10 protein-coding genes are annotated in these 25,747 nt (G+C 75.8%); 7 read left to right on the top strand and 3 right to left on the bottom strand.

Going from position 1 to position 25,747, the window contains the following annotated elements:
• Window positions 1-8: 8 nt before the first annotated feature.
• Together ACIBA9_RS05510 and ACIBA9_RS05505 are read right to left on the bottom strand one after the other, a co-directional pair.
• Complete coding sequence (locus tag ACIBA9_RS05510; protein WP_399360041.1) at window positions 9-2,828, bottom strand: BTAD domain-containing putative transcriptional regulator; 2,820 nt, start codon at window positions 2,826-2,828, stop codon at window positions 9-11.
• Window positions 2,829-2,838: 10 nt separating this feature from the next.
• A complete protein-coding gene (locus tag ACIBA9_RS05505; protein ID WP_399360040.1) occupies window positions 2,839-3,867 on the bottom strand; it encodes an AfsA-related hotdog domain-containing protein in 1,029 nt (342 codons plus the stop codon).
• A 275-nt stretch (window positions 3,868-4,142) separates the two neighbouring features.
• On the opposite strand from ACIBA9_RS05505, the gene ACIBA9_RS05500 reads away from it, so the two are divergent.
• A complete protein-coding gene (locus ACIBA9_RS05500; protein WP_399360039.1) occupies window positions 4,143-5,579 on the top strand; it encodes an MFS transporter in 1,437 nt (478 codons plus the stop codon).
• Between the two features lie 104 nt (window positions 5,580-5,683).
• Here the strand turns inward: ACIBA9_RS05500 and ACIBA9_RS05495 are convergent, their stop codons facing one another.
• Complete coding sequence (locus tag ACIBA9_RS05495; protein ID WP_399360038.1) at window positions 5,684-6,691, bottom strand: AIR synthase-related protein; 1,008 nt, start codon at window positions 6,689-6,691, stop codon at window positions 5,684-5,686.
• A 223-nt stretch (window positions 6,692-6,914) separates the two neighbouring features.
• Here ACIBA9_RS05495 and ACIBA9_RS05490 point away from each other — a divergent pair, with 223 nt between their 5' ends.
• The 6 genes from ACIBA9_RS05490 (at window position 6,915) to ACIBA9_RS05465 (ending at window position 25,731) form a co-directional block, all read left to right on the top strand.
• Entirely contained in the window at window positions 6,915-8,489 is a 1,575-nt protein-coding gene (locus ACIBA9_RS05490; RefSeq protein WP_362158028.1) for an MFS transporter, read from the top strand.
• Between the two features lie 384 nt (window positions 8,490-8,873).
• The gene (locus ACIBA9_RS05485; protein ID WP_399360037.1) at window positions 8,874-9,302 is read left to right on the top strand and encodes an ester cyclase; all 429 of its coding nucleotides are present in this window, start codon (window positions 8,874-8,876) and stop codon (window positions 9,300-9,302) included.
• Window positions 9,303-9,319: 17 nt separating this feature from the next.
• Window positions 9,320-11,557 carry an acyltransferase domain-containing protein gene (locus ACIBA9_RS05480; protein ID WP_399360036.1) on the top strand — a complete coding sequence of 746 codons (2,238 nt, stop codon included), beginning with the start codon at window positions 9,320-9,322 and terminating at the stop codon, window positions 11,555-11,557.
• Window positions 11,554-18,213 carry an amino acid adenylation domain-containing protein gene (locus tag ACIBA9_RS05475; RefSeq protein ID WP_399360035.1) on the top strand — a complete coding sequence of 2,220 codons (6,660 nt, stop codon included), beginning with the start codon at window positions 11,554-11,556 and terminating at the stop codon, window positions 18,211-18,213. Before ACIBA9_RS05480 ends, ACIBA9_RS05475 begins: the two co-directional genes overlap by 4 nt.
• A complete protein-coding gene (locus ACIBA9_RS05470) occupies window positions 18,206-21,298 on the top strand; it encodes a type I polyketide synthase (RefSeq protein WP_399360034.1) in 3,093 nt (1,030 codons plus the stop codon). The genes ACIBA9_RS05475 and ACIBA9_RS05470 overlap by 8 nt, the downstream gene beginning before the upstream one ends.
• On the top strand, window positions 21,295-25,731 hold the full coding sequence (locus ACIBA9_RS05465) for an amino acid adenylation domain-containing protein (RefSeq protein WP_399360033.1): 4,437 nt from the start codon (window positions 21,295-21,297) through the stop codon (window positions 25,729-25,731). Before ACIBA9_RS05470 ends, ACIBA9_RS05465 begins: the two co-directional genes overlap by 4 nt.
• Window positions 25,732-25,747: the final 16 nt, after the last annotated feature.

The raw sequence follows: 25,747 nt of genomic DNA, 5'->3' as shown, positions 1-25,747 counted from the left end.
AGGGGCGGTCAGGCCGGGACGGGGCGGTCCGGCCACAGCCGCCACACCCCCGGACGCACCTCGAAGGCGCGCGGTGGCCCCTGCGCGGAGTGCAGCGCCCGGCGGGCGTGGGCCTCGCGACGGCGGTCGCCCAGCGCGGCGGCGAGAGCCACGCACTCGGTGAGCGGTCCGGTCGCGGCCGGGGCGCCTGCGGTCTCCAGCGCCACCAGCGCCCTGACCCGCTGCACCTCGTAGCGGCCCACGGCCCCGTCCGGCTCCGGCGCCGCCCGCAGCAACTCCGCCGCATGGCCCGACTCGCCGCGTTCCAGGCGAAGTTCGGCGAGACCGGCGAGGGCGCGGGCCCGCTCGTCGAGGAGTCCGGCCGCCGCCGCGAGTGCGGCGGCCTGCCCGTAGTGTTCGGCGGCCCGCTCGTCATCGCGTTGCTGCCAGGCCAGATCGCCCAGCGAGCACAACAGGCGGGCCGTCGCCCGCTCGTCGCCGTGGCGCCGGGCCGCGTCCAGGGCGAGGCCGTGGGCCGTCGCCCACACCGGCCAGTCGGCGCTGCGTTCCAGGGGCGCGGCGAGTGCCTCCGCGAGCCGGAGCACCACGGGCCACAGTCCCGCCGCGTGGGCCATGCCCAGCACCCTGGCCAGCTCACGTGTGCCCTCGGCGGTGCGCGGGGCGCCGCCGGGCCGCGCGGCGGCCGTCGCGTACGCCTCGCACATCCGGGCCGTGGCCGCTCGCACCGAGTCCGCCGGCTCCTCGGCCCGCAGCCGTTCGGCGGCCAGCAGCCGCGTCGGCTCCGGCAGGACGTACCGGTCCGCGGCGTCGGGCAGCAGCAACCGCCGGTCGGCGAGCGCGTCCACCAGCAGCGCGGCGGGGCCCGGGGCGCGATCGAGCACGGCCGCGGCGACGGCCGGGGAGAACGCGCCCGGCGGCAGGGCCAGCAGCCGCACCGCCCGGCGCAGGTCCGCCGGGAGTTCGGCGTACTCCTCCAACAGCCTTTGTCGTACGTCGATTTCACCGACGCGCAGGACGTCGAGCCGGGTGGCCTCCTCGCGCAGCCGGGCCGACAGGGTCGGGCCGTCCCAGTGCGGGCGGGCCGCGAGGGCGAGGGCTGCGGCTCGCAGGACCAGCGGCAGCCGGCCGCACAGTTCGCCCACCTCGTTCGCGATGTCGGGGCCGGCCGCGGCGAGCATCCGCCGGGTCGCCGCCCGGCTCAGCGGGCCCAGCGGGATCTGCCGTGCCCCGGTGGCGCCGGTCACCGCCGGCCGCGCGGTGACCAGTGCCGTGCTGCCGGGGGCCGAGGGCAGCAGCGGACGCACCTGCGCCACGGAGACGGCCCCGTCGAGTACGAGCAGCAGCCGCCGTCGGCCCGTCAACGCCCTCAGCTCCGTGACGGGGTCGGGGTGGGCCGTCGGGGCGAGTGGGGTGTCCGCCGGTGTGGTGGCGGAGGCCGCCTGGCCGAGGAGGCGGCGGGCCGCCTCCTCGGTGGTCAGCGGGCGCCGGGAGGCCGTGCGCAGGTCCAGGCAGAGGACCCCGCCGGGGAAGGCGTCGGCGACCCGGCGCGCGGCGGCCACCGCGAGGGCCGTCTTGCCCGAGCCCGCGGGCCCGGTGACGGCGGTCCAGGCGCCCGGCGTGCTGTCCCGCAGCAGGCTCTCCACCGCGTCGAGTTCCTCGTCGCGGCCCACCAACGGCGTCTCCAGGCAGGGGAGATGGGCGAGGCGGTATGCCGTCGTGCCGGAGTCGCCGCCACCCGGAAGGGCCGTTCGCCGCGTCGGACGGCCGGTGTGCGGGTGCCGCCCCGGCCGGTCGGCGTGAAGGGGGTCCAGTCGGTCGGCGTGAACGGGATCCGGTCGGTCGGCGTGAAGGGCGTCCGGTCGGTCGGGGTGAAGGGCGTCCGGTCGGTCGGGGTGAAGGGGGTCCAGTCGGTCGCGGTGAAAGGCGTCCGGCCGGTCGGGGTGAAAGGCGTCCGGCCGGTCGGGGTGCGAGGGTTCCGGGCGGCCGTGCCGGGGCCGCTCGGGTGCTCGGGTGCGAGAGGGGCCCGGCTGGTCTTGCCGAGGCCCGCGGGGATGCGCCGGCGCGTCTTCCTCGGCCAGCAGGCGCTGGTGCAGCGCGCGCAGTCGGGGACCGGGCTCCGTGCCCAGCTCCTCCGCGAGCAGGCCGCGCAGCCGGGCGTACGCGTGCAGGGCCTCCGCGTGGCGTCCGGTGCGGTGCAGCGCGGTCAGCAGCTGGGCGTGGAACTCCTCCCTGAGCGGATGCTCGGTCGTCAACGCCACCAGGTCCGGCAGGACCTCACGATCGCGGCCGAGCCGCAGCTCGGCGGCGACGCGCAGCTCCGAGACCTCCAGCCGGGCCTCGGTCAGCCGGGCCGCCACGGCGCGTAGCACCGGGCCGTGCGGTGTGCCGGACAGCAGAGGGCCCCGCCACAACTCCTCGGCGCGCCGCAGCAGATGTGCCGCGCGCGGGAGGTCGTCACCGGCGAGCGCCGCCCGGCCCTCGGCGCGCAGCCGCTCGAAGACCGTGGCGTCGACGTCGTCGCCGGTGGTGCGCAGCAGATAGCCGGGCCGCCGGGTGACCAGCAGCGCACGCCCCTGCCGGGGGCTCGCGGCGCACAGGGCCTTGCGGATCTGCGAGACGTAGACGTGCAGGGTGGTCAGCGCGGTGCGCGGCGGGCCGTCCGGCCACAGCTCGTCGATCAGCGTCTCGACGGACACGACCGTGTCCGCGCGGGCGACCAGTGTCCCCAGTACGGTGCGCAGCTTGGGCGGGCCGGGCGTGTGCGGGCCGGCGGAGGCCGGGTCCGGGTCCCCGGTGAGCTCCAGCGGGCCCAGGATCCGGAACCTCATCACTCGGCCCTCAGAGATCCTGCGCCACGACGGCGGTGGCCTCGGCGACGGTTTTGCGGCCCTGGGACAGGGTCAGTGTCACCGGCACCCTGGCCCGTCCCACCGTGTCGGGACGGGCCTCGCCCGGCACCGCGACACAGCGCAGCGGCGGTCCCGCCTCGGCGGAGCCGCGGAAGTGCACCCGCGAGTCGGCCAGGGTGCAGCGCGCGACGGCGAGGCCGTGCCGCCGGCCGGCCGTGAGCAGCGCGCTCTGCCGCAGCGCCTCCAGCAGGTGCAGCCCGGGCAGCCGGCCTCCCGGGCCCGCGAACACCGCGCCGACCCCGTCGGTGCGCACCCAGGTGCACAGGCGGCCCGACGGCAGCCGCTCGGGGTCGCTCACCAGGACGTTGTCCGCCGCGGTGCGCCCCACCTCCGCGGCCGGGACGCGGCGCGTGCCACCGCCCGGCGCGACCGGGTGCCCGTCGACGCGGTGTCCGTCGGTGCCGTCGGTGAGGGGCTGGGCGAACGCCAGCTGGTTGCGGTACAGGGCGGGGGCGAGGAAGACCAGGCCCGCGGAGCCCACCGCGCAGGGGGTGCCGTCGATGCTCACCTCCGTGTGGAAGTCCACCCCGCGCGGCACGCCGTTGACGACATGGGTGGGCACGGCTCGCAGCCGGGTGCTGAGCCGGGAGCCGCCCCCGGGTCCGGCGCGCCAGGCGCCGAGGTCGGTCAGCCGCAGGTCGTAGCGGTAGAACAGCCCGGGGCGCTCCGCCGGCACGCCGAAGTAGCGGTGCCCGACGAACTCCCCGATCTCCCGGACCGACTCGGTGACCACCTGCACGTCGTGGAAGTGGACGGGGCCGTCGTTGAAGAGGGGGTGGTCGTGCGGCAGCAGGTCGGCGAGGACGAAGTGCTCCTCGCCCACACCGGGGGAGTCCAGGCAGTTGTCCCAGGACACCGGGCAGTGGATGAGGTGGCGGCCGGTGCCGAACGGCACCGGGTCGGGCGGGGTGTCGTCACGGGTGTCCGCTCCGCGCCACACCGTCATGGATTCCGTCATGCTTCCCCCTGGCCTCGGCCCCGAACACGCCTGGCCCTCAGCGTGCGGAACGCGCCGAGCCGGTCGCCAGCGCCCTCCGGTGGCAGCAAGTTGCATGGCCGCAACTGCGGCGGAGAGCGGGCGGCGCGGCGCCGGCGCGCGGTCCTTTAGCGGAATCCAGGCCGGTGCCCGGACAGTCGAATGCCAGGACCCACCGGCCGGTATCCCCCCTCGGCCGGCCGGGGGGTCCGTCAGGCGGGCCGGACGGCCGGCCGCGGTCGACGAAGGGCTTGACGATGACCACAGCTGCCGCGCCGGGAAAGCGGACCGGGGAGCGGGGTGCCGGCCGGACGACGGTGCCGCGCGCGAGGCGTACGGCCGTACGCGACGGCGTTCCCGCCCGGGCACGGGCCGGGTACGCCGTCGGGGCGCTCGCCTCGGGCACGTTCACCACACTGCCCGGACTGCTGCTGCTGCCGTACCTCACCGACACGCTGGGCGTCGGCGCGGCGCTCGCCGGTGCGGCGGTGCTCGTCCCCAAGCTGTGGGCGGCGGCGCTGAATCCGGTGCTGGGCGGCCTCGGCGACGGGGCGGCGTCCCGGCGCCGCCTGATGCTGTACGGCGGGGCGGCGATGGCTCTGGCCTGCGCGCTGATGTTCGCCCAAGTGGCGCACGGCACGGCCGGCGCGTGGCTCGGCGAGGCGGGCTTCCTGCTCGCGGCGACCGCCTTCGCCTGCTTCCAGGCGCCGTACGCGGCGCTGCCCGCGGACCTCGCCGTCCGCCCCGCGGACCGGGTACGACTGGCCGCCGGCCGGGTCGCGGGACTCGGCGTCGCCGCGCTCGCCGTGGGCGCCGTCGGTCCCGCCCTGGTGTCGGCCGGCGGCCCGGCGGCCGGCTACCGCTGGGCCGGCTGGTTCGGCGGGGCGCTCATCGCGGTCGGCACACTGGGCCTGGCCCTGACCACCCGGCGACCGAACACCACCCCCGTCTCCGACACCGTCCCCACCCGCGCCGGCGACACCGTCCGCTCCGGTGTGTCCGTGTCGCTCCGGCGGGGGCTCGACCTCGTCCGGGGGGACCGGTCGTTCCGGGCACTGCTGGGCGCGGGGACGGCGCAGGCGCTCGCCACCGGGGTGCTGCTGGCGGGCGTGCCGTACGCCGCGCGGCAGGTGCTCGGCGAACCGGCGTTCACCGGGGCGCTGGTGGCCGCCTTCGTCGTGCCCGACCTGGTCACCGCCCGCTGGTGGGTACGGCTCGGCGCGCGGCTGGGCACGCACCGGGCGTACGCGCTGGCCGGCACGGTGTTCACCGTCGGCTGCCTGGGCTTCCTGGTAGCTCCCGTGGTGCCGCCCGGGTTCCTGCTCGCGGCGATGGCCCTCGCGGGCACCGGCCACGCGGGGCAGCTCGTCTTCCTCTACGGCCTGCTGCCGGACCGTCTCGCCGCGGACGCCGCCCGCACCGGCGGCCGCGACCACGGTGTGCTGTCCGGGCTGTTCGCGACCGGGGAGACGGCCGGACTGGCGCTCGCGCCCTTCGCCTACGGTCTCGTGCTGGCCGCCTTCGGCTACGTCTCCTCCGGCACCGGGCACGCCGCCCACCAGACGGGCGCGGGCCGCCTCGGCATCCTGGTGGGCCTGGCGCTGCTACCGCTCCTGGCCACCACCGCGGCCACCCTGTCCCTGCGGGGCTCTCGCCCGCCGCGTGCCGGATCCGGCACCGGGGGCCGGGACTAGGGCTCGTCGTCACCTTCGCGTCCGCCCCGTGACGGCAGGCCCCAGGGTCTCTGTTCCGGATGCTGCCGGGGCCGCGGGGCCCGGCCGCGAGGTGGCCGGCGCGGTCACAGGAGGCGGGCCGCCGGGACGGGCCGGGCGGGTGCGGGGGCGCCCGGGGTGCGCGTCAGCAGCCGGGTCTCGGCCTCCCGCCGTACGGTGCCCACCACGGCCGCCGCACGACCCCGGCGGTGTGCGCGCAGGGCCGTCAGGACCTCGGGGACCGCGTCCGGCGCCACCACCAGGCACAGGGTGCCCGGACTCGCCGCAGCCCAGGCCGGCACGCCCAGGTCGTCCAGGGCGAGACGGGTCATCCGCCGCACCGGCAGGGCCGCTTCGTCGATCTCCACGGACACCCCTGCCGCCACCGCCACCTCGTCGAGGACGGCCGCGAGTCCGCCCTCGGTCACCTCGGTGACCGCCCGCACCCCGCCGTCCGTCGCGGTGAAGGCCGCCCCGACGAGGTCCGCGAGCGGGGCGCAGCCACTGGACACGTGGTGTTCGTGGCCGGATCCGGCGCGCAGGGACAGCAGATGGGCCTCGTGGTCACCCAGTGGGCCGCTCACCACGACACGGTCGCCGGGCAGGCTGCCGGCCGGGCCGGTGGGCGGCCGACGCGCGGTGCCGACGGCGGTGGCGGTGACGTACACCTGGTCGGCGTCCCCCGCCCGCACCACCCGCCCGTGCACACCGGCCACGGCGACTCCCGCCTCGGCGGCCGTGTCCCGTGCCGAGCGGGCGAGTTCGCCGAGCCGGCGCCGGGACAGCCCTGCCTCCACGGTCAGCCCCAGAGTGACCAGACGGGGCTCGGCGCCCTGCGAGGCAAGGGAGTTGACGGCCCCGCAGACGGCGAGCCGGGCGATGTCGGCGCCCCCGAAGAACGGCGGGTCGCAGACGAACGTACGCGTGACGACGACGGGCCCACCACCATCGGGTGGCACGCCGTCCAGAGCGGCAGCCGCCGCCGGCCCGGGAGTCGGAGGCGTGAGTGCGGTGAACAGCAGACCCGGGTCGTCGCCCAGTGCCACCTGATCCCCGGCCCCCGCGGCCGTCGCGAGCGCTGCCTTGGCCGCCATGGACGTTCCCCTCCCCCCCGTGGGCCGCGGGCGGGCGGCCCTTGCGGTCCCACCGTAGGCGCGGGCGCGGGCGGCGCGGACCCCGTACGGCCCCCGGGACGGCAAGGTTAGGGGTCCCCTAAAACGCGCGTGCGGGCGTTGTCCCGGTCGTCGTCCCCCTCCTACCGTCGTGACGACAGACCGTCGTCGAGCGGCGCTCCCGTGCCGCGCGTGAGGAGTTGTGGTGGACAACAAGGGAGCCAGTCGCGGACACCCGCGCAGGTGGGCGATTCTCGCCGTGCTGGCCGTCGCGGTGTTCGTCGTGTCGATCGACGCGACCATTCTCAACGTGGCTCTGCCCACACTCGGCAGAGAACTGGACGCGGGCACCAGTGAGCTGCAGTGGATGGTGGACGCCTACTCGCTCGTCCTCGCGGGACTGCTGCTGATGGCCGGCAGCCTCTCCGACCGCTACGGGCGCAAGAAGCTGCTCGTCGCCGGTCTCGTGCTGTTCGGCATCGCCTCCGTCGCCGCGGCCTTCTCCACCCACTCCTGGGAACTCATCGCCGCCCGCGCCGCGATGGGCGCCGGCGCCTCCGCGTTCATGCCGGGCACGCTCTCCATCCTCGTGCACGTCTTCTCCGAGGAGGAGCGCGCCAAGGCCATCGGCATCTGGGGCGCGGTGACCGCGCTGGGCGCCGTCACCGGGCCGCTGATCGGCGGTGCGCTGCTGGAGCACTTCTGGTGGGGCTCGCTGTACCTGGTCAACGTCGTCGTCGTGGCCCTGGCCGTGCTCGGGGCGGCCGTGCTCGTCCCGGAGTCCACCGATCCGGCGGCCCGCCCGCTCGACGCGCTCAGCACCGTGCTGTCCGTCGTGGGCATCGCCGCCCTGGTCTACGGGGTGATCGAGCAGCCGCGCTACGGCTGGTCGTCGCCCAAGGTGCTGGCCGGGCTGGTCGGCGGTGTGGTGGTCATGGGGCTGTTCCTGCTGCGCCAGCGGACCGCCCGGCATCCGATGGTCGACCTGACGGTCGTGCGCGACAAGCGCTTCCTCGGTTCCAGCGGCACCATGGCCGTGCTGATGTTCGCGCTCAGCGGCAGCCTGTTCGTCATCACCCAGCAGTTCCAGCTGGTGCTCGGCTACTCGCCGCTGCTCGCGGGCGCCGCCATCCTGCCGGTCGCGGTGGCCCTGATGATCTGCTCCCCGCTGGCACCGGTTCTGTCCAAGGCGGTCGGGGTGCGCGCCGCGGTCGTCGTCGCGCTGCTGGTCCTGGCCGCCGGGTACGGGGTGTTCGCCCTGTTCACCAAGGGCCACGGGTACGCCGCGATGGTCGTCGCGATGGCCCTGGTCGGCGCGGGCATGGGGCTGGCGCAGCCGCTCGTCAACGACGTGCTGATGAGCGCCGGACCGGCCGAGCAGTCCGGACTGCTGTCCTCGATGAACGACACCGTCCAGGAGATGGGTTCGGCGCTCGGCGTCGCGGTCGTCGGCAGCGTGCTGGCCGCGCGCTACGCGGCGACGTACCCGCTGACCGGGCCGGCGCCCGCGACGCACTCCCTGGACCAGGCGCTGCGGACGGCGAAGACCATGCCGCACGCCTCCGCCGAGGCCACCGTGAGCGCGGCCAAGTCCGCCTTCGCACACGCCTTCACGGCCTCCGAGGCGGTGTGCGCGGGCGTCGCCGTGCTCGGCGCGGTGCTCGCCGCGGTCCTGCTGCCACGTCTGGTGGCCGCACCCGAGGGTGCGGGGGAGCCGGGCGCGGGGGAACCGGGGACCGCGCCGGCGCAGAGCCCGCTCGCCCGGGAGACCACCGCCTGAACCGCTGAACAGCGCCACCCCCCATGGGCAGACCGCCCACGCGCCCAACCGCGCGTGGGCGGTCTGCCTTTCGCGTTCCCGGCCCACCGCGCAAACTCCTGTCGCCGTTTGTTCTCCTCCGTCTTTCCTCATCGGTGTTCATCGGTGTTCTCTGTCGCGTTTCTGTGCGTCCCTTGTCCGCCGGTTTTCCGGTGCTTGGCTGGAACGCGATCTACCGGTTCGCCGGCAGGCCCCGGATCGGTCGGAGAAACCGCAGCTCAGAGCGGGTGACGCAGGGGTGCGGGGGTGCCCTCGGCAGGGGTAGGGGACGGATAGGGGTGCTGCCGGATCGCACGGGCCCATAGCGTCGATCGGGCAGACAATCGTTCGAAGGGAACCCTTCTCATGACGCAGGTCCAGGAAGAGCTGGAAGTCGTTCTGCAGCGCTATGTCGACGAAGTACTCAATGGGCACAAGGACGAACTCCTCGAGGAATTCATCCACCCGCAATTCCGTCACTTCACCGATGAGACGGCCCTGGCCCTGGAGAACGACGGCACCGACCTGGAGGGCATCAAGGCCGGTCTGATCGAGGTCCGCGAGAAGCTCGCCCCGCACTACAGCGCCCAGGTCACCCGCTGGGAGGACGACGTGGTGCACCTCGCCTGGAAGACCACCGTGACCCACCAGGGCTACATCTTCGACCGCGAGCCCACCGGCAAGACCTTCACCCTCACCTACACCGGAAAGACCCAGTTCAAGGACGGGAAGATCTTCCGCGCCCAGAACTACTGGGACCCGCAGCAGGCCCTCACCGTCATCGACGGCGACTGAGGGTCCGGAGCGCACCGGTGACGACATCGACTCCGGCCGGCCACGCGAGGGTGGCGGCCGACGCACCGCACGGCCCCGCCGGGGGCCGCACCGCCCTGGTCTTCTCCGGGCAGGGCAACCAGTGGCTGGGCATGGGGCGCGACCTGATGGCCCGGGAACCGTCCGTGCGGGCGGTCCTGGAGACGGCGGACGACGTCCTGCTCGGCGCCACGGGCTGGTCCCTGCTCGGCGAACTGGCCGCATCCGAGGGGGAGTCGCGGCTGGCGGACCCGGCGGTCCTCCAGCCCACGCTGGTCGCGCTGCAGATCGCACTGGCCGGGCTGCTGGCCGAACGGGGGCTGGTGGCCGACCACTTCGTCGGCCACAGCCTCGGCGAGATCGCGGCGGCCGCCGCCGCGGGCGCCCTCGACCTGCCGGAGGCACTGCACCTGGCCCGGCTGCGCGGCGAGCTGATGCGCAAGGCCGTGGGCACCGGGCGCACCGCCCTGCTCGGCGTCGACGCCGAACGCGCCGAGGCGCTCATCGCGGTGTACGGCGGCGGCGCGGACGTCGCCGCCTGGAACGCCCCCGAGTCCACACTCGTCGCCGGGGACGCCGGCACGGTCGAGGCGATCGTGGCCGAGCTGACCGGCCGCGAGGTGTTCGCCCGGACCCTGCCCGGCGACATCGCCTTCCACAGCCGCTTCCTGGAGCCGCTGCGCACCGAGTTCACCGAGGCCGCCCGTGGCCTCCTCGTGCCGCGCCCCACCTCCGGCCGGCTGGTGTCCACCGTGACCGGCACCCTGCTCGACGGCGGTACGGACAGCGACTACTGGGCCGCCAACCTGCGTGAGCCGGTGCGCTTCGTCCAGGCCGTCGACACCCTGCTGGAGCTGGGCTGCCGCACCTTCGTCGAGATCGGCCCGCACCCCACGCTGGGGCCGTCCCTCACCGACTGCTGCGCCCACCGCGGCGTCACCCCGCTGGTGCTGCCGACGCTGCGGCGCGGGGAGGGCGAGCAGGAGAACGTGCTGCGCACCCTGTGGGAGCTGCGTCGCACGGGGGCCGTACGGGCCGCCGCGCCCGCGGGCGGGCACCGCGTCCGTTTTCTGACCGCCGTCACCGCCGAGACCCCACCCCCCGCACTGCGCGGCCGGCAGGCGCAGTTCGCCGCCCGGGCGGCGGCCAAGGCACTGACCGCGCTGGGTGCGGCCGTACCGGGTGACGGCGTGGCCACGGCCACCGTCACCTGGGACAGCACCGACGACCTCGCGCCGGAGGCCGCCTCCGTGGTCGCCGCCCCGGTCGCCCCGGGCGCGGACACGGCCGCCGTGTACGCCCGCACACCGGGCACCGGCTGGCTGCGGCTCGCCACCGCCCGCCCCGGCACCGGGACCGTGCCGACGCTGCCGGACCCGGCCGAGCTGACCGCCCGCTGCACGGCGCGGCGGTACGTGGCGGACACCGCCGTCGCCTCCGCCGCGCAGGACGCCGACGACGTCCTCGTCCGGCTGCGGCCGGGCACCGGCACCGGCCGGCGCGCCCACCTCGAACTGGCGGTGCGGATCACCGCGGCGGTCCTCGGCGCCCACGCGCCCATCGAGCTGTGCGACGTCACCGGCTACGACGACACCGTCGCCGGCGACCGGGTGCACGTGGCGCGGATGGCCGACGGCACCGCCCGGACCACCGTGCTGGACGCCGCGGGCCGCCCCCTGCTGCACATCGCCCGCTCGGCCTGGCGGAACCGGCACACCGCCGCCGACCCGGTGACCGCGCCCGCCCCCGCGGCGGCCGGTACCACCGAGGCGGCCGCCCTCGACCTGGATGCCCTGCGCGCCGCCGACCCCGCCACCCGGCTCACGCTGCTGACCGACTGGGTGCGCGAGGCCGCCGCCGCGATGCTGCGCACCGGAGTCGACCGGGTGCCGCCGCTCAAGCCGCTCAACCGGCTCGGCGTGGACTCGGTCATCGGCCTGGAACTGCGCCGCCGGGTGGCGGCGGTCTTCGGCGCCGAGATCAGCGTCGTACGACTGCTGCGCGGTGCCACCCCCGCCGACCTGGCCGCGGACCTGGACGACTGGCTGACGGACACACCGGACGCCGGGCCCGGCACCGCCCCGGCGCGCTCCGCCCCCGGGGCCGTCGGGCCGGGACCCGACCTCGACGATCCCGCGGACATCGAGCGGCTGCTCGACGACCTCGACGCGCTCTCCCCGGAGGAGGTGGACTCGCTGCTGGGCAGGCTGGCCGACGACGCGGCGAGTGAGATATGACGACACATCAGGCACCGGCCACGCCCGGCACCCCGGACCCGGCGGACGTACGCCGCGCCCTGCTCAGAGAACGCCTGCTCCAGCGCGCCGCGACCCGCAGGACAGGGACCGAGGAACCGCGCGTGGCCGCACAGCCCAGCGGCACCGCCCGGACGACGACAGGCACCGCCCAGCCGACGGACACCGCCCCGTGTGCCGTGCACCCCGTGTCCGAGGGGCAGCGTGCGCTGTGGCTGTTCGACCAGATGCACCCCGGCAGCCCGGCCTACAACCTGTGCTTCGCCGCCGAGACCAGCGGGCCGCTCGACGCCACCGCACTGTGCGCCGCGCTGCAGAGCGTCCTCGACCACCACCCCGTGCTGCGCACCGCGGTGCTGCAGGAGGGCGGGGAGCTGGTGCAGCGCGTCCGGGCCGGCGTCCGCGTCGACTTCGCCGAGCGGGACCTCACCGGCCGGGCCGCCACGGACGTCGACGCGGCCGTGACCGCCTTCGTCGAGCGGCCCTACGACCTGTCCGCCGGCGCCTTCCTGCGCTGCCAGGCGCTGCGGCTCGGCCCCGACCGGCACGTCCTGCTCATCGGCACCCACCACATCGCGGCCGACCTGTGGGCGTTCTCGCTGATCCTGCGCGACCTCCAGCACGCCTACCCGGCGGTCCGCGCCGGCCACCCCGTGCGACTCGCGACGCCCGCCGCCGACTACCCGGAGTATGTGCGCTGGCAGCGCGAACTCGTCGCCGGACCGCGCGGCCGGGCGAGCGCCGCACACTGGGCGCGCACGCTCGACACCGGTCCCGACGGCGAGATCCCCCGGCTCGAACTGCCCCTCGACCGGCCGCGCCCGGCCCGTCCCGGCCACCGCACCCAGGTGCACGCCTTCACCCTCGACGAGGACGTCACCGCAGCGCTCCGCGAGCTCGCGCGGGACTCCGGCGGCACCCTCTACACGGCCGTCCTCACGGTGTTCAACCTGCTGCTGCACCGCTACACCGGCCAGGAGGACGTCTGGCTCGGCTCGGTCGCCACCGGCCGTGGCCGGCCCGCCTTCGAGGAAGTCGTCGGCTACTTCGCCAACCTGATGGTGCTCCGCACCCGCATCGCCCCCCGGGCATCCTTCCGCGACCTGCTGGAGCAGGTGCGGGAGACCGCGCTGGACGCGATGGAGCACCAGGACTACCCCTACCCGCTGGTCGCCCAGCAGGTCTCCCGGGACCACGCCGGAACCGGCCTGTTCGACGTGGCCTTCTACTACGAATCCACCTCCGTCCACTCCGAACAGGGCCTGTCCCTGTTCGCCACCGGCGCCGCCGGCGCCCGGCTGCGCGTCGGCGACCTGGAGATGACGCCGTACCCGGTCGCGGTGCAGGGCAGCGAGCAGGACCTGGCCGTGTTCGCGGAGGAGGTCGACGGGCGGGTGAGCTGCTCCCTGCGCTACGCCGTCGACCTGTTCGAGCCGCGTACCGCCGAGAACCTCGGCCGGCACTTCCGCGCCCTGGCCGCCGCCTGCGCCGCCCGCCCGGACGTCCCGCACACCACCCTGGAGATGCTCGCGCCCGAGGAGCGCCGGCAGGTGCTCACCGAGTGGAGCCGGCCGGGCGACCCGGCGGCCCTGGCCCACCGGGGCGTGCACGAACTGGTCGTGGAGCAGGCTCGCCGCACCCCCGGCGCGGTCGCCGTCGCCTGCGGTGACGAGGAACTGACCTACCGCCAACTCGTGGACCAGGCACGGGACCTGGCGCTGGTGCTGCGTGCCCGGGGCGTCGGCCCCGAGGTCAAGGTGGGCCTCACCGGCGACGGCACCCCGCGCCTCTTCGTCGGACTGCTCGCCGTGCTGATGGCGGGCGGCGCCTACATCCCGCTGGACCCGACCTACCCGGTCAAGCGCCTGGAGTACATGATCGAGGACTCCGCGGTCGCGCTGCTGCTCGCCCAGCGCGCGGTGGTGCACCGGCTTCCGGCCGTGGACGTGCCCGTGCTGTACCTGGACGACATCCCCGAGCCGCCCGCCGACGCGCCCGCGCTGCCCGGACCGGACGGCGGCCGGCTCGCCTATGTCATCTACACCTCCGGCTCCACCGGCCGCCCCAAGGGCGTGATGGTGGAACACGCCGGTCTCGTCGACTTCGACCTGGCGCACCGCGCGTCCATGCCGCCCGCCCCCGGCCGGCGGGTGCTGCAGAACGCCTCCATCAGCTTCGACGTCAGCACCTGGGAATGGATGATGGCGCTGACCACCGGCGCCACCCTGGTCGTCGCCCCCCGCGAGCGGCTGCGCCCCGGACCACCCCTGGCCGACACGGTCCGCCGGGAGCGGATCACCACGCTGAGCGCCACCCCGTCGGTGCTGGCCACCATGGACCCGGCCGACCTGAGCACGGTCACCGAACTGACCTCGGTCGGCGAGGCCATATCCGCCGACCTGGTACGTGTCTGGGCGCCGGGCCGCCGTATCGTCAACGCCTACGGCCCGACCGAGATCACCGTGTTGTGCACCACCGAGGTGTGCGAGCCCGACGGCCAGGTGCCGCCCATCGGCCGCGCCCTGCCCGGCACCGAGCTGTACGTCCTCGACGCCGCGCTGCGGCCGGTGCCGGCCGGTGTCGTGGGCGAGCTGTACCTGGGCGGCACGGGCGTCACGCGTGGCTACCAGAACCGGCCCGACCTCACCGCCGACCGCTATGTGCCGCACCCGTTCTCCGCCACCCCGGGCGCCCGGGTCTACCGCACCGGCGACCGCGTCCGCTTCGACCGCACCGGCCGGCTGCACTACCTGGGCCGCGCCGACCACCAGGTGAAGATCCGCGGTGTGCGCGTGGAACCGGCCGAGGTGCAGGACGCCCTGGACAGCCACCCGGGCGTGCGCGAATCGGTGGTGCTGGCCCGGCCCGGCCGGGACGGCAGGCTCACCCTCGCCGGCTACGCCCTGCGGGAGCCGTCGGCGGCCGAACCCGCCACCGTCGCCGGGCTGCGCGCCCACCTCGCCGAGCGGCTCACCTCGGCGATGATCCCCACCCATCTGTTCCTGCTGGACACCTTCCCGCTCAACCCGAACGGCAAGGTGGACCGCGCGCTGCTGCCCGCACCCGAGGAACTCGCCGAGGACCCCGGCGAGCCGCTGCGCCCGCCCACCACCCCCACCGAGCGCGCGGTCGCCGAGGTGTGGGCCGAACTGCTCGGCGTGGACCGGATCGGCGCGGACACGCACTTCTTCGAACTGGGCGGTCACTCCCTGCTCGCCGTCCGGGCGGCCGCCCGGCTGCACGAGCGCACCGGCGTCGAACTCCCGCTGCGGGACCTGTTCGACGCACCCGTCCTGTCCGGCCTCGCCGCCCGCATCGACGCCCTCGCCGCGTCCGGAGCCGCCGGGCCCGGCACCGAGCCCCCGCACCGGCTTGTGGCGCTGCCGCGCGGCCCCGAGGGGCTGCCCCTGTCCTCCGCGCAGGCGCGGCTGTGGTTCGTCGAGCAGCTGCGGCCCGGCGGGCTGGCCTACCGCATCGCGGGCGAACTGCACTTGCACGGGCCCGTCGACACCGACGCCCTGCGCGCCGCGACGCACGACGTGATCCGGCGGCACGAGGTGCTGCGCACGGTCTACGTGACCGTCGACGGCGCCCCCCGGCAGGTCGTCACCGAAGCCGGCCCGGAGCCGGCGCTGCCGCTCGTGGATCTGTCCCAGGTCGCCCCGGACAGCCGTGCGGCGGCCCGGGCCGAACACACCGCGGCCTTCACCGCGCGCCCCTTCGACCTAGGCCGCGGGCCCCTGCACACCCAGCTGCTGAGACTGGCCGACGACCACCACGTCGTCCAGCTGGCGGTGCACCACATCGCCGCCGACGGCTGGTCGATGCGGCTGGTGGCCCGCGAACTCGTCGCCTGCTACACCGCCCGGGTCCAGGGCGACCCCGTACCGTTCACCGCGCCGCCCGTGCAGTACGCCGACTTCGCCGCCTGGCAGCGGAGTCGGCAGGAGAGCGAGGAGGGCGCGGCCGAGCTGGCGCACTGGGTGGACACGCTCAGCGGTGCCCCCGCCGAACTGCGGCTGCCCACCGACCGGCCGCGCCGCGACCAGGACGTGCGGCCCGCCGCCCGGGCCCGCCGCGTCCTCGGCGCCCGAACGGCCGAACGGCTGCGCGCGCTCGCCGGGCAGGAGGACGCCTCGCTGTCGATGGCGCTGCTCACCGGCTACAACGCGCTGCTCGCCCGCTGGTCCGGCCAGGACGACGTAGTGGTGGGCATGCCGGTGGCCGGACGGGTGCGCCGCGACCTGGAGGACGGCGTCGGCCTGTACGTCAACACCGTGCCCGTGCGCACCGACCTGACCGGCGCCCCGTCCTTCCGGCAGCTGCTGCACCGGGTGCGCGGCGCCGCGCTGGACGCCGACGCCCACCAGGGGGTGCCGTTCGAGCGGATCGTGGAACGGCTGGCGGTGGAGCGGGATCCGCGCCGCACCCCCGTCTTTCAGGTGCTGTTCAACATGCTCAACCTCGACGACTCGCTGCCCCCGGTGCCGGGCGTGCGCAGCCGGCTGGTGGAGAGCGAGGACCTCAGCGCCCGCTTCGACCTGACCCTCTACGTCCGGCCCGGCGCCGACGGCACCCTCGGCCTGGACCTGGCATACGACGCCTCCCTCTTCGACGCCGACACCGCGACCCGGTTCCTGGAGCGGTTCGAGGCGCTGCTGGCCGCGGCCGCCGAGGCGCCGGACCGTCCGCTGGACGACCTGCGCCTGCCCCGTTCCGCCGCGCTGCCCGACCCGAGCGCGCCACTGCCCGCGGGGCCGTGGACCGGGGCGGTGCACGAGCGGGCCGCGCGGACGGCGGCCGAGCGCCCCACCGCCGTGGCCGTCAGCCACCGCGGCGGCGAACTGACCTACGGCGCCTTGGAGGACGCCGTGCGGGCCCTCGCCGCCGACCTGCGCGCGGACGGGCTCGGCAGCGGCGACCTGGCCGCCATCCACGCGGCACGCGGGCCCGCCCTCGTCGTCGCGGTCCTGGCCGCCCTGCGCTCCGGTGCCGCGTTCGCGCTGCTGGACCGGGCACACCCGGCCCGGCGCCGGACCGCGATCGCCGAGGCGCTGCGAGCCCGAGCCTGGCTGGAGACGGGAGCGGACCACCCCGAGCCACTGAGCCCACCGCCCGCCATCACCCGAACGATCGCACCACCACCCTCGACCCCGGCCCCGCCCCCGGCCTCCGGCACACCGGCCGGCGCCCCCGCCGCCCGGCCGGAGGACATCGCCTATCTCGCCTTCACCTCGGGCACCACCGGAGTGCCCAAGGGAGTCGTCGGGGCGCACGGGCCGCTCGGCCGGTTCGTCGACTGGTACATCCGCACCTTCGAGGTCTCCCACACCGACCGGTTCGCGCTGACCTCGGGGCTGAGCCACGATCCGCTGCTGCGCGACCTGTTCGTCCCGCTGGCGCTCGGAGCCCGGCTGCACATCCCCGACGCCGCCGATCTGGCCGCACCCGAGGCGTACGGCGCGTGGCTGCGCCGGGAGCGGGTCACCGTGCTGCATCTGACCCCGCCGACCGCCCGTTTCCTCGGCGGCCTCGCCGACGGCTGTCTGCCCGACCTGAGGTACGTGTTCTTCGGCGGCGACACGCTCACCGGCCGGGAGACGGCGATCGTCCGCAGGCTCGCCCCGCACGCCCGGATGGTCGCCTTCTACGGTGCCACCGAGACCCCGCAGGCCCCCGCCTGGTGCCCGGTCGGCGACCCGGCCCCGGACGAGGCCGTACCGCTGGGCCGCGGCGTCGACGGCACGCAGCTGCTGGTGCTGCGCGGGACGGAACCGGCCGGCGTGGGAGAACCGGGCGAGATCGTCGTCCGTTCGGCCCACCTGGCCGAGGGCTACCTGGACGGCGACCCGGACGGCCGGTTCGCCACCGACCCCGCCGGCCGGCCGGGAGTACGGCTGTACCGCACCGGCGACCTGGGCCGGTACCGGCCCGACGGCACGGTGGTGTTCGCCGGCCGCGCCGACCGGCAGGTGAAGGTGCGCGGTCACCGGGTCGACCCGGCCGGCGTCGAGCACTGCCTGCGGGACCATCCCGCGGTCACCGACGCCGTCGTGGCCGCCGTACCGGACCCGACCGGCGGGATGCGGCTCGCGGCGTGGGCGACCACCCGTGCTCCCGTGCCCGGCGCCGAGCTGCGCGCACACCTCGCGGCCCTCCTGCCCGCCGCCCTGGTGCCGGCCCGCGTCGACGTCGTCGACGCGATCCCGCTCACCGCCAACGGCAAGATCGACGTGGCCCGCCTGCACACGCTCGCCGCACCCGCGACCGGCCCCGGCCCGGCGCGCCGCCCGGCGACCGGGACCGAGCGGCGGGTGCGCGACCTGTGGCGGGAACTGCTCGGCGCCGCGGACATCGGCGCCGACGACACCTTCTTCGGCCGCGGCGGCCACTCGCTGCAACTGGTCGCGCTGCAACTGCGGCTGCGTGCCGAATTCGGCGTGGACGTACCGGTGGTGGACCTGATGCGGCACACCACGCTCGCCGCGCTCGCCCGCCACCTGGACGGTCTCACCGCCGCCACGGACCCGGCGGGGCCGCCGCCGGGAGCGGGAGCCGCCCGCCGGGAGGCGGACGAGCGGGCCCGCCGGGCCGCCGACCGCCGGCGCCGCATGAGAAGGGGACAGGCAGATGGCTGAACCGGGGGAACCGAGGGAGAAGATGAACGAGTTCGGCGAGTCCGGCAGAAGACTCGACGAGTCCGGCGGGCCGGGGGAGGGCGACGAGGTCGAGCGGATCGCTGTCGTCGGACTGGCCTGTCGCGTCCCGGGCGCCGACGACGCGGCCGGGTTCTGGGACAACCTCGTGCGCGGGATCGAGTCCGTCGAGCGCACCGAGGTGCCCGAGGGCGCCCCGGACGGCTATGTGCCCGCCGTCGCGCCGCTGCGCGGGGCGGAGGACTTCGACGCGGCCTTCTTCGGCCTGACCCCACGCGAGGCGGCCCTGGCCGACCCCCAGCACCGGCTCTTCCTCGAGCAGTGCTGGGCGGCGCTGGAGGACGCCGGATGCGACCCGGAGCGGGCCGACGGCCGCATCGGCGTATGGGGCGGCACGTCCTTCAACTCCTATCTGGTGCTGAACGTCCTGCCCGGCCTCGGCCGCGACAAGCTGCTCGGCGAGTACCCGGCGGCCCTGCTGCACGGCAACGACAAGGACTACCTGACCAGCCGGGTCGCCCACCGGCTCGGCCTGACCGGGCCCGCCGTCACCGTCCAGACCGCCTGCTCCACCTCGCTGGTCGCGGTCGCCGAGGCGGCCCGCGCCCTGCTGGACTACCAGTGCGACACGGCACTGGCCGGCGGCGTCTCGCTGAAACTGCCGCAGGACTGGGGATACGTCTACGAGACCGGCGGCATCCAGTCGCCCGACGGCCACTGCCGGGCCTTCGACGCGGACGCGGCCGGTACGGTCTTCGGCAGCGGCGTCGGCGTGGTCGCCCTCAAGCGGCTCTCGGACGCCCTCGCCGACGGCGACCGGGTGCACGCGGTGATCCTGGGCGCTGCCGTCAACAACGACGGCGCCCGCAAGACCGGTTACACCGCCCCCAGCGTCGACGGCCAGGTCCAGGTGCTGCACGACGCCTACTCAGCGGCCGGCGTCAGCCCCGCCACCGTGGGGTACGTCGAGGCGCACGGCACCGGCACCGCGATCGGCGACCCGGTGGAACTCGCGGCCCTGGACGAGGTGTTCGCCCCCGAGGGGCTCGCCCCGGGCACCGTGGCGATCGGCTCGGTGAAGACCAACGTCGGTCACCTCAACGCCGCTTCGGGCGTGATCGGCCTGATCAAGGCCGTGCTCGCGGTGCGCGAGGGTGTGCTCCCGCCGAGCCTGCACTACCGGCGCCGCAACCCCCGTACCAGCGAGAAGTCGCCCTTCGCCGTGGTCGACCGGCTCACTCGCTGGACGGCCGACGGCGGACCGCGCCGGGCCGGGGTCAGCTCCTTCGGCGTCGGCGGTACCAACGCCCACGTCGTCCTGGAGCAGCCGCCCGCCCCCTGGGCCACGGACGCCCCGGACGCCGGGGAGCAGCTGATCGTCGTCTCCGCGCACAGCGCGCCCGCTCTCGCCGAGGCCACCGCCCGGCTCGCCGACGCGCTGGAGCGGACCGAGGCGGCCGGGCTGCGCGACGCCGCCCACACCCTCGCCCACCGGCGCCGCCGCTTCCCCCACCGTACGGCGGTGGTCGCGGCCGGCCCCGAGGAGGCCGCCGCCGCACTGCGCCGGGCCGGGACGGAGCACGCGCGGGGCGAGACCCCGGCCGTGTTCCTCTTCCCCGGCCAGGGCACCCAGTACCAGGGCATGGCCGGTGAACTGCTGCGCACGGAACCGGAGTTCGCCCGGCACGTCGACGAGGTCGCGGCTCTGCTCGTCGCCGAGGGCGTCGAGCTGCCCGCCCTGCTGGGCGGGCCCCCCGCCGACGGCGCCGCCGACCCGCTGGTCGACACCCGGCTGGCCCAGCCGGCGCTGTTCGCCGTCGAGTACGCCCTGGCCCGCTGGTGGCAGTCGCGCGGTGTGCGCCCCGTCGCCCTGCTCGGGCACAGCCTGGGCGAGTGGACCGCCGCCTGTCTGGCCGGGGTGTTCACCCTGCCGGACGCGGTACGGCTGGTCGCGGCCCGCGGCCGGATGATGGCCGACCTGCCGCGCGGCGCCATGCTGGCGGTGGACCTCGACGAGGCCGAGGCCGCCGCGCTGACCGGACCGGACCTGGGCATCGCCGCGCTCAACGCGCCCGGCCGGTGCGTGCTGTCCGGCACCGAGGAGGCGGTGCGCGCGGCCGGGGAACGGCTCGCCGGGCGCGGGGTGGAGGCGAAGCGGCTGGTCACCTCGCACGCCTTCCACTCCGCGATGCTGGACCCGATGACCGGACCGTTCGCGGAGCTGGTCGAAACCGTGCCGCTGCGCACCCCGGACATCCCGTTCATCTCCGACGTCACCGGTACCTGGATCACCGACGCCGAGGCGACCGACCCCGGCTACTGGGCCCGGCAGGCCCGGGCGGCCGTCCGGTTCGCCGACGGCGTGTCCGAGGTGCTCGCCGCCGCCCCGGACGCGGTACTGCTGGAGCTCGGCCCCGGCCGGGCGCTGGGCCGGTTCGCCGCCCGGGTCGCCGGTCCCGCCGTACGGCCCGTGACGACGCTGCGCGGGGCCCGGCAGTCCGGCTCCGACCGGCGCCATCTGCTCCAGGCCGTCGGCCAGGCGTGGGCGCGCGGGGTGCCCGTCACCCTGCCGGAGACGGCGGACGGTATCCGGCCGCGCGTGGCGGACCTGCCCGGTCACCCGATGCTGCGCCGCCGCCACTGGATCGCCGCCCCGGACGCCGGTTCGCCGGCCGTCCCGGCCGTCACCGCGCGGCCCGCCACCCCGCCCGCGTCCACCCCGCCCGCGTCCACCACGGACCCGCACCCGGAGCCGGCCCCCGTCACCCCTCACGCCCCCGGCCGGACCGCCGCCCACGACCAGACCACCGACCCCGCCGACCCCGTGTCCCGGATCGTCGCGCTCTGGCAGGAGCTGCTCGGTATCGAGGGCATCGGCCCGGAGGACGACCTGTTCATGCTCGGCGGCGACTCCCTCAACGCCTCCCAGTTGCTCTCCCGGGCGGCCCGGCTCTTCGGCGCCGAGCTGCCGCTGGAGGAGTTCCTGGACGAACCGACCGTACGGCGGATGGCGGAACTCGCCGTCCGCGCCCAGACCGACGACACTGCCGAGGCGGTGCAACAGTGACCACCCAGACCATCGAGACGACGGCCGACCCGGCCGCCGGCACGGACCGGGCACCCGGCGTGCCCGAACCGCTGTCGTTCGCCCAGCAGCGCATGTGGTTCATGGAAGAACTCGTGCCGGGCACCGCGCTGCAGAACATCCCGCTGGCCGTCCGGCTCACCGGCCGGCTCGACCTGGCCGCGGTGCGCGCCGCGTTCCGTTCCGTGGTGCGCCGCCACGAGACGCTGCGCACCTCCTTCGGGGTCGACGAGGGCAGCCCCGGCCAGCGCGTGCTGCCGCCCGAGGAGGCCGAACCGGACGTCCCGCTGGTGGACTTCACCGCCGGGGACGAGCGGACCCTGAGCGGCTGGCTGCGGGAACAGGCCACCGAACCGTTCGCCCTGGACCGGCCCCCGCTGCTGCGCGCGGCCGTCGCCCGGCTCGCCGACGACGAGCACGTCCTGGCGCTGACCGTCCACCACATCGTGTGCGACGGCTGGTCGCTGGACGTGCTGGTACGAGAGTTCAGCGCCGCCTACACCCGGCTCGTCACCGGCACCGGCGATCCCGAGCCCGCCCCACCGGCCGCCCGGTACGCCGACTTCGCGGTGCGCCAGCGCCGGCGCCTCGACGCCGGTGAACTCGCCGGCGACCTCGCGTACTGGCGCGAGCGGCTGACCGGGGCGCTGCCCACCCTGGACCTGCCCACCGACCGCCCGCGCCCCGAGGAACCCGGCTACCGGGGTTCGCGGGTCCGGCGCGGCCTGCCCGAGCCGCTCGTGGCGCGGGTGGCCGAGTTCGCCAAGTCCCGGGGGGTCACGCCGTACATGGTGCTGCTCGCCGCCTACGGCGCCGTGCTGCAGCGGTGCACCGGCGAACCGGACATCCTGGTCGGCACCCCGATCGCCGGGCGCACCGACCTCGACACCGAGGAGCTGATCGGGCTCTTCGTCAACACCCTGCCGCTGCGCCTGGACCTGTCCGGCGACCCGGACTTCACCACCCTGGTGCGCCGGGTGCGCTCCACCGCGCTGGGCGCCTACGCCCACCAGGCACTGCCGTTCGAGAAGATCGTCGAGGAGCTGCGGCCCGACCGCGGCAGCCACCTCACCCCGCTGTTCCGCACCATGTTCGTGCTGCAGAACGCCACCACCACCGCCCTGGAGCTGCCCGGCCTGGACGTGCGCACCGTCGACACGCACAACGGCACCTCCCGGTTCGACCTCCAGCTGATCGTCGGCCGGCGCGCGGAGGGCTGGACGGCCACCCTGGAGTACGACAGCGACCTCTTCGAGCGCGGCACCGCGGAACGCCTCGTCGACCGCTACGTCACGCTCCTCGAGGGCGCCGTGGCCGCACCGGACACGGCACTGGCCCGGCTGCCGCTGCTCAGCGGCACCGAGCGCCGCCGGGTCCTGGAGGTGGGACGCCGCGCCCAGGACTTCCCGGTCACCGAGTGCCTGCACGAGACGTTCGCCCGGCACGCCCGGCGGCGGCCCGACGCCGTGGCCGTCAGCTGCCGCGGCGAGCACCTCACCTACGCCGAACTGGACGCCCGGGCCGAGGCGCTGGCCGTCCGGCTGCGCACGGCCGGGGTCGGGCGCGAGACCCGCGTGGGTCTGTTCCTGGACCGCTCCCTGGACACGGCGGTGGCGATCCTCGGCGTGTTCAAGGCGGGCGGCCAGTACGTCCCCATGGACCCGCTCTACCCGCCCGCCCGGCTCGCCCGCATCCTCGCCGACGCCACCCCGCACGTGCTGCTCACCCACGCGTCGCTGCGCGCGGCGCTGCCCGCCTACGAGGGCCATCTCCTGGTGCTGGACGAGCCCGGGGCGCCCTTCCCCGATCCGGCCCGTCCGGTCCCCGCACGTGACCCCGCCCCGCTCGCCCCGGACAACGCCGCCTACGTCATCTACACCTCCGGCTCCACCGGCACCCCCAAGGGCGTCCAGGTCAGCCACGCCACCGTGGCCCGCATGTTCGCCGCGATGACCGCCACGCCCGCCTACGACTTCGGCGAGCACGATGTCTGGCCGATGCTGCACAGCTACGCCTTCGACGTCTCCGTGGTGGAGATGTGGGGCGCCTGGCTGCACGGCGGCCGGCTCGTCGTCGTCCCGGTGGAGACCGCCCGCGACCCGGAGGCCTACTACGCCCTGGTGCGCGAGGAGGGCGTCACGGTCCTCAACCAGACCCCGTCCGCGTTCGTGCACTTCGCCGCCGTGGACGCCCGTCACCGGCCGGAGGAACTGCCGCTGCGCTCGGTCGTCTTCGGCGGCGAGGCCCTGGAGTCCGGCACCCTCGCCAGCTGGTTCGAACGCCACGGCGACCGCTCGCCGCGCCTGGTGAACATGTACGGCATCACCGAGACCATCCACGTCACCATCCGCGAGATGACCGCCGAGGACGTCCGGCTGAACCGGCGCAGCCCGATCGGCCGGCCCATGCCCGACATGGAGCTGTACGCCCTCGACGAGCTGCTGCAGCCGGTGCCGATCGGCGTCACCGGCGAGCTGTACGTGGGCGGTCCGGGGCTCGCCCGCTGCTACTTCGGCGACCCGCGCAAGACCGCCGACCGGTTCGTGCCGCACCCCTTCTCCGACCGGCCCGGCGAACGCCTCTACCGAAGCGGCGACCTGGCCCGGCTGACCGCCCGCGGCGAGTTCGAGTACGTCGGCCGCGCCGACCACCAGGTCAAGATCCGCGGCTATCGCATCGAGACCGGAGAGGTCGAGGCCGCCCTGCTCGACCACGCGGACGTGCACGCCGCCGTCGTCCAGCCCCAGCCCGGCGGCGACGGAGAGCTGCGCCTGTACGGCTATGTCACGCTGGAGCCCGGCGCGGCCGTCGGCGACAGCCCCGAGGAGAGCGCCGCCGTACTGCGCGCCCACCTCGCCGACCGGCTGCCCGCCTACATGGTGCCCACCGCCGTGGTCGTCCTGGACGCGCTGCCGCTGACCGTCAACGGCAAGGTGGACCGCAAGCGGCTGCCCGTGCCCGAGCCGGTGCGCACCGCGACGCGGACCGCCTTCACCGCCCCGCGCACGCCCACCGAGGAGCGGGTCGCCGGGGTGTGGCGGGAACTGCTCGGCCTGGACGCCGTCGGCGCCCACGACAACTTCTTCGACCTGGGCGGCCACTCACTGCTGGCGACCCGGCTGGTGTTCCGGCTGCGCGAGGAGTTCGCCACCGAACTGCCGCTGCGGGTGCTGTTCGCCGAGCCGACCGTCGCCGGTGTCGCCGCCGTGCTGGACGAGGCGGGCGGCCCGGCCGGCGGTCCGGCGCCGGCGCCGGTGGAGGCGATGCGCGCCGACATCCGGCTCGACGACGGCATCGCGGGCTTCCCCGCCCCGGCGCGTCCAGGCGGCGACCGGGACATCCTGCTCACCGGCGCCACCGGCTTCCTCGGCGCCTTCCTGCTCGCCGAGCTGCTGCGCGCCACCGACGCCACCGTGCACTGCCTGGTGCGCGCCGACGACGACACGAGCGCCCGGCGACGGCTGGAGAAGGTGCTGTCCGGGTACGGCCTGGCGGACCCCGCGCGCGCCCACCGCGTCCGCGCCTTCGCCGGCGACCTGGCCGCACCCCGCCTCGGTCTGCCCGACCCCGCCTGGCGGGCGCTCGCCGACCGGATCGACGCCGTCTACCACGCCGGAGCCGCCGTCAACCTGGTCCTGCCCTACGAGGAGCTGCGCGCCGCCACCGTCGACGGCACCCGCGAGGTGCTGCGGCTGGCGACCGCCTCCGGCCGGGCCGCCGTGCACCACGTGTCCACCGTCGGCGTCTTCGCCGGGCCCCCGGCCGACGGCGCCGCCCTCGGCGAGAGCGCGGTCGCCGGGCCGCCCGAGCTGCTCCGCCAGGGCTACACGCAGAGCAAGTGGGTCGCCGAGCAGCTCGTCGCCCTGGCCCGGGAGCGGGGCCTACCGGTCACCGTGCACCGGCCCGGCCGGATCTCCGGACACACCGTCACCGGCGCCTGCCAGAGCGACGACCTGCTGTGGCGCGTCGTCAAGGGCTGCGTCCAGGCGGGGGCCGCCCCGGCCGGGCTGAGCGCCGAGGCCGACCTGGTGCCCGTCGACCACGTGGCCCGCGCCATCGTCGCCGTCGCCCGGCGGCCCGAGGCCCTCGGCGGCGTCCACCACCAGGTCAACACCGCACCGGTGCCGCTCGGCCGACTCCTCGACCACGTCCGCGACTTCGGCTGGCCCCTGGCGGAGATCCCGCTCGCCGACTGGGTCGAGCGGATCAAGAGCGACCCGGGGAACGCGGCCTACCCGCTGCTCAGCCTCTTCGACCCGGCCGGCGCCGGCTTCAGCGCCGTCCGCTTCGCCGACGACGCCACCCGGGCCCACCTGGCCGGCACCGGCATCGTCTGCCCGCCGCTCGACGCGGACCTGATCCGCACCTACCTCGGCTGGTTCGCCGAGTCCGGCTACCTGCCGGCCCCGCGCTGACCAGACCACCCACCCT

It is taken from the genome of Streptomyces sp. NPDC051452, assembly GCF_044454765.1.
Lineage (GTDB): Bacteria > Actinomycetota > Actinomycetes > Streptomycetales > Streptomycetaceae > Streptomyces.
This window is presented reverse-complemented; position numbering and strand designations above follow the sequence as displayed.